The organism is Bacillus sp. XT-4 (assembly GCF_050864245.1).
GTDB classification, from domain to species: domain Bacteria; phylum Bacillota; class Bacilli; order Bacillales; family Bacillaceae; genus Bacillus; species Bacillus altitudinis.
On record NZ_JBPAFI010000003.1, the window covers coordinates 448,985 to 458,223 of the forward strand.

The window sequence follows — 9,239 nt, forward strand, 5'->3', positions numbered from 1 at the left end:
GGTATCGGTGAGTAAATACACTTCTCAAAATAATCACACACAAGTCGTCCAGCTATTCCAAGATGGGCATTACTTTTTTCATAAAGGTCTAAAAGCATATAGAGAAAGAAATCTGTCTAGGGCAAGTAAGCTGATCCAGCGGGCCATCGTACTTGAGCCTGAAAATGTAGAAATGCTGTCGCAGCTTGCCATTATTTATACTGAAATGGGTCATTACCAACAATCTAATGAACTGCTTGATTTTATCCTTGAACACTTGGATGAGAACATGTCAGAGTGTCACTACTTTAAAGCCAATAATTATGCGAATCTCGGTTTGTTTCAAGAGGCATATAGATGCGCCACTGCTTATGCTGCGCTGGAAGAAGACGGGGAATTTGCAGATGAAAATGACGATCTCCTCGATCTGCTTGATATGAGTGACGATGTTGATGAAGATTTTCCTTATGATCAGGATGATCTGATTGTAAAGCAGGATCAAGCCAACCATTTGCTAGAAAGCGGCAGGCTGGATGAAGCAATCGAGATGCTGGAACAGATGATTGTTGAGTATCCAGAGTTTTGGTCAGCGTATAATAATCTCGCTTTGGCCTATTTTTATTCTGGCCAAATCGATCAGGCAAAAGAAATGTTGAACCGGGTCCTTCATGAAAATCCCGGTAATCTGCATGCCCTTTGTAATCAGCTTGTTTTCTATCATTATGAAAAAGAAGAAGAAAAGGTCAATCTGTTAGCGAAGCAATTAACGCACGTGTATCCAATATTAAGTGAACAGCGTTATAAGCTTGGCGCAACATTTGCCCTTGTTGGAGAATTTGAATGGGCATTTAAATGGCTGTATTCTTTGTATAAAACAGGTTTCCAAGGTGATAGTACGTTTTTATACTGGCTGGCAAGTGCAGCCTATTATACGGGCCACAAAACGCTGGCGCAAACCGTTTGGGATAAGATGGTGGAAGAAGATATTGATGCAGATGAAATCAAGCCGTGGCAAGACAAACCAGAGGAGTCTGAGCCAATGGTTTCAATTGAGGAACGACTCACTGCCTACTATGTCAGCAAACAAAAAGGTGAACGTGACGTCTTGCAATCTGTTCTTGATTCCCGCGCTGCGAAAACGGCCTTTGAACAGCAGTTTATTGAGTTACTTTTATATGAAGATCAAATGGAAGAACGATCGTTTTCAGAAGATGCGGTCTTCGCAAAACAGGCGGCATCTGCTTTGGAAGAAGCGGTGCAGCCTGATAGCCACATGCCATATTTTTGGTTATTCCATATTATTCAGCAAGCACGCGCTTCAGGCGTAAAGAAGAAAAATGCCATTGCATGGGCAGCAGCTTCTTATTATCTATGGATGAATGAACAAGAAGAATCAGCTGTCAGCAAAAAAGAGATCTCAGCTTCTTTTCAGATCAGCGTTCAAACGCTGTCAAAATATGAGGATATTATTTGTGCGTTCATGGTTTGAATAGGTAAATAGATTCAGATAACAGCAGCATGGCCGAAAAGGTCATGCTTTTTTCTTGGATAAAAAGGTGGGATTTGCTAGGATTTGGCGAAGTATGACAATCTCGACATCTATTTGAAACATAAATGTAATAAAAATATTAGCTCATTTTGTCGATGTGTCATGTATAATGAAACTCGTGGATTAAAACAAAGACATATATTTAAATATTTTACTATACATAATGCAACACCTAGTGATAGAAACAATCTGGTCAACATCTGACTGAATCATCAGGAAGAAAGACACAGGAAGCACAGATTGGTCGCAGAGAATTTGCTGCTTTCTCATGTCGCTTGGGAAATTGTCAAAGGAGGAACTATACGTGAAAAAGTTTATTACTTTCGGTTTAGCTTCGGTGATTGGAGCGAGCGGTTTATTTATTCCATTTACTCATGAAGCAAATGCACAGAACTTTGAACAAAAGAAACAAGAACTAGACAGCAAGCAGTCAGAGGTAAACAAGAATCTTCAAAAGAAAAAAGAAGAGCTTTCAAAGCTTGAGGCAAAACAAGAGGCACTTGCGCTAAAGCTAAAAGAAATTGACGAAAAAGCTTTAAAAACAAGTGATCAAATCGAAGAAAAACAAAAAGAAAACGAAAAAACAAAAAAAGAAATCAAAGCACTGAAAAAAGAAATTGCTGATACAGAAAAACGTATCGAAGAAAGAAACGAATTCTTGAAAAAGCGTGTACGTGCGCTTCAAGAAAGCGGTGGTTCTACGAAATACATAGATGTATTACTAGGAGCAAAAAGCTTTAGCGATTTCATCAGCCGTGCAGGTGCTGTATCTACATTAATCAACGCAGACAGCGAAATCATTAAAGAACAAGAAAGAGACAAAGCAGAATTACAAAAGTCTGAAAACGAATTAAATACAAAGCTTGAAGATGTTCAAAAGACGCTTGCAAAGCTTGAAACACTTCAAACAGACTTAAATAAACAGCTGGATGAGAAAGACAAGCTATTCAAGCAAGTGAAAAAGCAAAAAGGAAGTGCCTCTTCTCAAATCAGCGAGTTAAACACTGAGGCAAACAGCATTGCATCTGAAAAAGACGCAACAATCGCTGCTCAAAAACAAGCTGAAAAAGAAGCAAGAGAAGCTGCTCAAAAAGCAAAAGAAGAAAAAGCACAAAAACAACAGCAGCGTCAAGCTAGTGTTCAAGCAGAAGACAACAGCTCTAATAACGACAGCGGTTCTTCTTCAAATAACAGTGGATCTTCAAATAACAATAGCAGCAGTTCACCAAGCAAAAAGCCATCTTCTGGCGGTGGATCACCTGTCAGCAATAACGTAGGCGGTATCGAAGGTGCAATCAGCACAGGTTCTACGATTGTAGGACAATCTCCATATAAATGGGGCGGCGGCAGATCACAAGCCGATATTGACGCACGTCGTTTTGACTGTTCTTCATTCGTTCGCTGGGCATTTGCATCAGCAGGCATCAACCTTGGACCAGTTGGCGGTACAACAACAGATACGCTTGTAGGTAAAGGAAGAGCTGTAAGTGCATCTGACATGAAACGCGGAGACCTTGTGTTCTTTGATACGTATAAAGTAAATGGACACGTTGGTATTTACTTAGGAAACGGTACATTCTTGAACGATAATAGCTCTCGCGGTGTTTCAGTTGACTCTATGAGCAACGTTTACTGGAAAAAAGCATTCAATGGCGTTGTAAGAAGAGTCGTTGAATAAATCATTACTTACTATATAACCGTAAACAGGCTTCCTTAAACAGCAGTTTAAGGAAGCTTTTTCTTTTTTTGAAGATATGAGCAAATGATTCGCTTATTACCCGCAGATTTAATAGGATATGGGTAAGGAATAAAAGCTAAGAGTGGAAATGATGCTCTCTGTCATGAATGGAAGCATCACCCAAGGGCATTCTAATAAGAAATGCTAGCAGCAATTGAAGAGGGAGTGACAGTTGTGTCAGAAGAAAAAATCTACGATACGATCATCATTGGAGCGGGTCCTGCCGGAATGACAGCCGCTGTTTATACATCACGGGGAAATCTTTCAACACTGATGATTGAAAGAGGAATTCCAGGCGGCCAAATGGCGAATACGGAAGATGTCGAGAACTATCCGGGCTTTGAAAGCATCTTAGGGCCGGAACTTTCAAATAAAATGTTTGAGCATGCAAAGAAATTCGGTGCCGAGTATGCGTATGGCGATATTAAAGAAATTGTAGATGGTGAAGAGTACAAAATCGTCAAAGCTGGTTCCAAAGAATACAAAGGACGCTCTGTCATTATTGCGGCAGGTGCTGAATACAAAAAAATCGGTGCACCAGGCGAAAAAGAACTTGGCGGCCGCGGCGTATCATACTGCGCGGTATGTGATGGAGCCTTCTTTAAAAACAAAGAGCTTGTCGTGATTGGCGGAGGAGACTCAGCAGTAGAAGAGGGTGTTTACCTCACTCGCTTTGCGTCTAAAGTCACTATTGTCCATAGACGCGACAAACTACGTGCCCAAAGCATCTTACAAGCACGTGCATTTGATAATGAAAAAATCGACTTTATGTGGAACAAAACCGTTAAAGAAATCAATGAAGAAAACGGGAAAGTCGGCAGTGTGACATTAATTGATACCGTGACAGGTGAGGAAGAAGACTTCAAAACAGATGGCGTCTTTATCTACATCGGTATGCTGCCGCTGTCTAAACCATTTGAAAATCTAGGGATTACAAATGCAGAGGGCTACATTGAGACGAACGAAAGAATGGAAACAAAAGTTGAAGGAATCTTCGCAGCTGGAGACATTCGCGAGAAAACACTTCGTCAAATCGTCACAGCAACAGGTGATGGAAGTATTGCAGCACAGAGTGCACAGCATTATGTAGAAGAGCTTGCTGAAAAGCTAAAAGCAATGAAATAAACAGCTGTCGTAAATCCTTAATATTGCGTCACGGGCTTTTAACTGGAATGTAACACGGGTGAAATAATTATCCGTTATGATAAAACTAGTAATTGACCCCCTTTTATAAGGAATACATGTTTGGCACGGATGTGAATCCGTGTCCTTTTTTTTGCTTAAAATCAGAAATTCACGAGATGTTCACAAATGACGCATGGAGAACCGTTACATGTTGTAAAATAAAGAATAGATAAAGTGCCCGTCACCATATTCATACGAAAACCTGTCTGTTTTCAGTGAAGAACGGGCATGTTCATTGTGGGAGTCATGATGAACCTGTATAATAAGAAAAAGACATAAAAGAGTAGGTGACAGCTGATGCAACGAGTAACCAATTGTGTGCTGCATCACGAAGATCAAGTTCTCTTGCTGCAAAAGCCAAGACGAGGCTGGTGGGTAGCACCTGGCGGCAAAATGGAGAGCGGAGAATCGGTCAAGGATTCAGTCGTTCGAGAATTTAGAGAAGAAACAGGCATTTATATTTTAAATCCGCAGCTAAAAGGCGTGTTTACCTTTATCATAAAAGAAGGCGATCAAATCGTTCAAGAGTGGATGATGTTCACCTTTATGGCAGATTCCTTTACAGGAAAAAACGTATCAGAGTCGGAGGAAGGCATTTTAAAATGGCATGATGTAAAAGATGTGCCCAGCTTGCCGATGGCTCCAGGAGATTCCCATATTCTTGACTTCATGTTGAAAGGGAAAGGACTTCTCCACGGCACTTTTACGTATACACCAGATTTTGAGCTGATTGCTTATCGATTAGATCCTCAAGGAGACTAATAAATGAACCGTTTTCATAAAGAAGGAGAGGGAGCAGGCATGAATACGCACAAACAAGATGATATTCAGCTTGTGATTATTACAGGGATGTCAGGTGCGGGGAAAACCGTTGCCATCCAAAGCTTTGAAGACTTAGGTTACTTTTGTGTGGATAACTTACCGCCATCACTTTTACCGAAGTTTCTAGAACTCATGAAGGAATCCAATTCAAAGATGAGCAAGGTGGCCCTTGTGATGGATTTGCGCGGACGTGAATTCTTTGATAGCTTAATTGCAGCCTTAGATGAAATGAGTGATCTTGGTTGGATCACACCAAGAATATTATTCTTAGATGCAAACGATAAGGTACTTGTCTCAAGATACAAAGAAACGAGACGTTCTCATCCCCTTGCTACAACAGGTTTGCCGCTCGAAGGAATTGCTATGGAGCGTGAGCTGTTAGAGGAGTTAAAAGGCCGGGCTCAAATGATTTTTGATACATCGGATTTAAAACCGAAACAGCTTCGAGAAAAAATTGTCGCACACTTTGCCACAAGCCAAGGGCAGGTGTTTACAGTGAATGTGATGTCCTTCGGTTTTAAATACGGTCTGCCAATTGATGCTGATCTTGTATTTGATGTGAGATTCCTGCCGAATCCTTACTATATTGAGAGTATGCGTCCACAGACCGGAAATGATGAAGAAGTACGCTCCTATGTCATGAAATGGAGCGAGACACAAAAATTCACAGAGAAACTAATTGACCTTCTCAGCTTTATGCTTCCGTCCTATAAACGAGAAGGGAAAAGTCAGCTGGTGATCGCTATTGGCTGTACAGGCGGACAGCACCGATCAGTGACGCTAGCGAACTACTTATCGGAGTATTTTAAAAATGACTACTATACTCATGTCACTCACCGGGACATTGAAAAGAGAAGCAGAAAATAGATGACGACACTTCCAAAGGTGGTCATTCTTGGCGGGGGCACTGGCTTATCTGTTTTGCTCAGAGGGCTAAAAACAAAGCCAGTGGATATTACCGCTATTGTAACGGTTGCTGATGATGGAGGCAGCTCAGGCAGACTGCGACATGATTTGAATATTCCGCCTCCAGGCGATATTCGAAATGTACTTGCGGCACTCTCTGATGTCGAACCGCTTGTAGAAGATTTATTTCAGCACCGTTTTAATAAAGGGAATGACTTAACAGGCCACTCTCTCGGCAATCTCATTCTTGCGGCTATGACGAATATAACCGGTGATTTTTTTCATGCCGTCACAGAAATGAGCAAGGTCTTAAATGTGAGAGGAAAAGTATTGCCAGCAGCGAATTCAAGTGTTGTTCTTCATGCGGAATTAGAAAACGGGCAAGTGGTAACAGGAGAATCAAAAATCCCAACCTATGGTGAGCGAATTAAACGAGTGTTCCTCACACCCGATACGATTGAGCCGCTCCCAGAATCGATTCAAGTCATTCGTGAAGCCGACTTGATCGTCCTTGGACCTGGCAGCTTGTATACAAGTATCTTGCCAAACTTGCTTGTACCGCATATTGGCGAAGAAGTGATTCGTTCTAAGGCGAAAAAAGTCTATATTTGCAATGTCATGACACAGCCGGGGGAAACGCTTTCCTACAGTGCAGCTGATCATGTGCAGGCATTAAACGATCATATGGACCGACCATTTATCGATACGATATTTGTGAACAATAAAGAAATTCCAGAAGAAATCAAAGCAAAATATGCAGAAGAACAGGCGCAGCCTGTACAGTTCGACACAGATGTACTCAAAGCCATGGGACTAGAAGTCATCCCTGGGGAAATTATTACATATGACCAGCATGTGATTCGTCATGATACGCTGAAAGTAGCTGCGCTGCTTGTCGATTTGCTGCATCAGAAAAAATAGGAATGGGGGTGGCAAGGATGTCATTTGCATCCGAAACAAAAAAAGAGCTGACTAATCTGGAAGTGAAGGACTGCTGCACAAAAGCAGAGCTTTCTGCCCTCATCCGTATGAACGGTTCATTATCTTTTTCTAATCGAAAATTGATTTTAGATATACAGACAGAGAACGCAGCCATTGCAAGACGTATTTATACCCTTTTGAAAAAGAAATACGATGTGACTGTCGAGCTGCTCGTTCGTAAAAAAATGAGATTAAAAAAGAATAATGTGTATATTGTCAGACTGGTAGAACGAGCGAAAACCATTTTAGAGGACCTAAAGATATTAGGGGAACAATTTGTATTTGAACGCAACATTTCAGAAGAACTTGTGAAGAAAAGATGCTGCAAGCGTTCCTATATGAGAGGTGCTTTTTTAGCAGGAGGTTCTGTGAATAATCCAGAAACCTCTTCGTATCACCTTGAGATTTTTTCACTATACAAAGAACATAATGATGCCCTTTGTGAGCTCATGAATCAATTCCATCTAAATAGTAAAACACTTGAACGCAAAAAAGGCTTTATCACATACATGAAGGAAGCGGAGAAAATTACGGAATTCTTAAGTGTTGTGGGTGCTCATAACTCATTGCTTCGTTTTGAAGACGTGCGCATCGTCCGAGATATGAGGAATTCTGTGAACCGGCTCGTCAATTGTGAAACAGCAAACTTGAATAAAACGATCGGTGCCTCACTACGCCAAGTTGAAAATATTCAATTCATTGATGAAAAGATTGGACTAGACGCCCTGCCAGATAAGCTGCGTGAAATTGCGCAACTGCGTATTGACTACCAAGAAGTCACACTAAAGGAACTTGGCGAAATGGTGGAAAGCGGCAAGATCAGCAAATCAGGCATTAATCACCGTTTAAGAAAGCTAGATCAAATTGCAGAACAATTAAGAAACGGACAAGCTGTTACACTCAAATAGGGAAATAAAAAAGGGAGGCAGATCATATGGTGGAAAAAACGGTCACAATTCAGCTGAAAACGGGTTTGCAGGCACGTCCGGCTGCTTTGTTCGTTCAAGAAGCCAATCGTTTTGGTGCTGATATTTTTCTAGAGAAAGATGGAAAAAAGGTCAATGCGAAGAGTATTATGGGACTGATGAGTCTTGCGATCAGCTCTGGGGTCACCGTCAAACTAATAGCTGATGGAGCAGATGAACAAGAAGCCATCGATGCGTTAACGGATTTTATCAATCAAGAAAACTGAGTCTCTTCAAGGGCTCAGTTTTTTTAGGAGGGAAAGTTGTGATTCAATCAGCCTTTTTACAGAAAATTGGATACGAAGCCGTGTCCATTACGTTTGATCAATTGCCTGATTTACTAAGGAAGATGGCTTATACCTTTCCTTTTGAAAATAGATCTGTGGTGGGTAAACACGCTTATGCTTTGGATCAAGAAGGTTTGAAGCATCATCTTCTGGAAGGCAGCAGAGGGGGGCTTTGCTATGACCTCAATCCGCTCTTATATTATGTCTTAAATGAGGCAGGTCTCGCTGTACAGCTCGTTCAAGGGACCGTATATAACAAAGAAGCAGAGAAGTGGGCACTGGATGGGACGCATGTAGCCATCGTCCTTCAACATCACCATGAGCGCTACCTCATTGATGCAGGATTTGGTGTGAATTTACCCCTTCAGCCCGTCCCTTTTACAGGTGAATGGGTGGAAGCACCGTTCCTTCGTTTTCGCGTGAACGCAGAGGAAACAGAAAAAGGAACCCATCTACTCCAATTGGATAGGGGAGCGGGTGCTGAAACAGGTTATGCTTTCACATTGAAAGAAGTCGGTGAAGATAAACTTGTGCAATTGAGGCATGAGATTTATGAAAATGAAGCCTCTCCTTTTAACAAAAGACCGCTTGCATCCAAACTGACACCAACAGGTCGTGTGATCGTGACAGAGGATCATGTCACGATACATGAACAGGACGAAGTATCGAAGAAACCACTCTCACAACCGTTTGAGGAGTATGTACAAAAACTGCTTCCGTGAACAATATGAAAAAAGACAGCCCTTTTGACTGTGAAGTGACCCCCTAAATTTAGACGCGGTTTTTTTATGAGACAGCTTTCGAGGCATGAGTTCGATATTGTATCG

At 41.5% G+C, this 9,239-nt stretch carries 9 protein-coding genes; all 9 read left to right on the forward strand.

Annotation, left to right across the window (positions count from 1 at the left end; all coding sequences use genetic code 11):
- Window positions 1-7: 7 nt before the first annotated feature.
- The 9 genes from ACRRMM_RS12065 (at window position 8) to ACRRMM_RS12105 (ending at window position 9,134) form a co-directional block, all read left to right on the forward strand.
- Window positions 8-1,468 (forward strand): tetratricopeptide repeat protein, encoded by a 1,461-nt coding sequence (locus ACRRMM_RS12065; RefSeq protein ID WP_212338563.1) that lies wholly within the window; start codon window positions 8-10, stop codon window positions 1,466-1,468.
- A 364-nt stretch (window positions 1,469-1,832) separates the two neighbouring features.
- Window positions 1,833-3,206, forward strand: a complete 1,374-nt coding sequence (locus tag ACRRMM_RS12070) for a PcsB-like coiled-coil domain-containing protein (RefSeq protein ID WP_041091649.1) — start codon at window positions 1,833-1,835, stop codon at window positions 3,204-3,206.
- Window positions 3,207-3,440: 234 nt separating this feature from the next.
- A complete protein-coding gene (gene trxB / locus ACRRMM_RS12075) occupies window positions 3,441-4,391 on the forward strand; it encodes a thioredoxin-disulfide reductase (protein ID WP_024719880.1) in 951 nt (316 codons plus the stop codon).
- A gap of 357 nt (window positions 4,392-4,748) precedes the next feature.
- Window positions 4,749-5,213: an 8-oxo-dGTP diphosphatase gene (locus ACRRMM_RS12080; RefSeq protein ID WP_008348133.1), complete on the forward strand. Its 465-nt coding sequence runs from the start codon at window positions 4,749-4,751 to the stop codon at window positions 5,211-5,213.
- A gap of 39 nt (window positions 5,214-5,252) precedes the next feature.
- A complete protein-coding gene (gene rapZ / locus ACRRMM_RS12085) occupies window positions 5,253-6,140 on the forward strand; it encodes an RNase adapter RapZ (protein WP_171465804.1) in 888 nt (295 codons plus the stop codon).
- Window positions 6,141-7,100: a gluconeogenesis factor YvcK family protein gene (locus tag ACRRMM_RS12090; protein ID WP_008348128.1), complete on the forward strand. Its 960-nt coding sequence runs from the start codon at window positions 6,141-6,143 to the stop codon at window positions 7,098-7,100.
- 17 nt (window positions 7,101-7,117) lie between these two features.
- The gene (whiA, locus tag ACRRMM_RS12095) at window positions 7,118-8,068 is read left to right on the forward strand and encodes a DNA-binding protein WhiA (protein WP_008348125.1); all 951 of its coding nucleotides are present in this window, start codon (window positions 7,118-7,120) and stop codon (window positions 8,066-8,068) included.
- A 26-nt stretch (window positions 8,069-8,094) separates the two neighbouring features.
- A complete protein-coding gene (locus ACRRMM_RS12100; protein ID WP_008348124.1) occupies window positions 8,095-8,352 on the forward strand; it encodes an HPr family phosphocarrier protein in 258 nt (85 codons plus the stop codon).
- Between the two features lie 38 nt (window positions 8,353-8,390).
- Window positions 8,391-9,134 (forward strand): arylamine N-acetyltransferase family protein, encoded by a 744-nt coding sequence (locus ACRRMM_RS12105; protein WP_428828629.1) that lies wholly within the window; start codon window positions 8,391-8,393, stop codon window positions 9,132-9,134.
- The last annotated feature ends 105 nt before the right edge of the window (window positions 9,135-9,239 follow it).

Bases quoted from the DNA above. Each gene is read 5' to 3' on its own strand.
- ACRRMM_RS12100 (WP_008348124.1), top strand. From the start codon at position 8,095: ATGGTGGAAAAAACGGTCACAATTCAGCTGAAAACGGGTTTGCAGGCA.
- rapZ (WP_171465804.1), top strand. From the start codon at position 5,253: ATGAATACGCACAAACAAGATGATATTCAGCTTGTGATTATTACAGGG.
- whiA (WP_008348125.1), top strand. From the start codon at position 7,118: ATGTCATTTGCATCCGAAACAAAAAAAGAGCTGACTAATCTGGAAGTG.
- ACRRMM_RS12080 (WP_008348133.1), top strand. From the start codon at position 4,749: ATGCAACGAGTAACCAATTGTGTGCTGCATCACGAAGATCAAGTTCTC.
- ACRRMM_RS12090 (WP_008348128.1), top strand. From the start codon at position 6,141: ATGACGACACTTCCAAAGGTGGTCATTCTTGGCGGGGGCACTGGCTTA.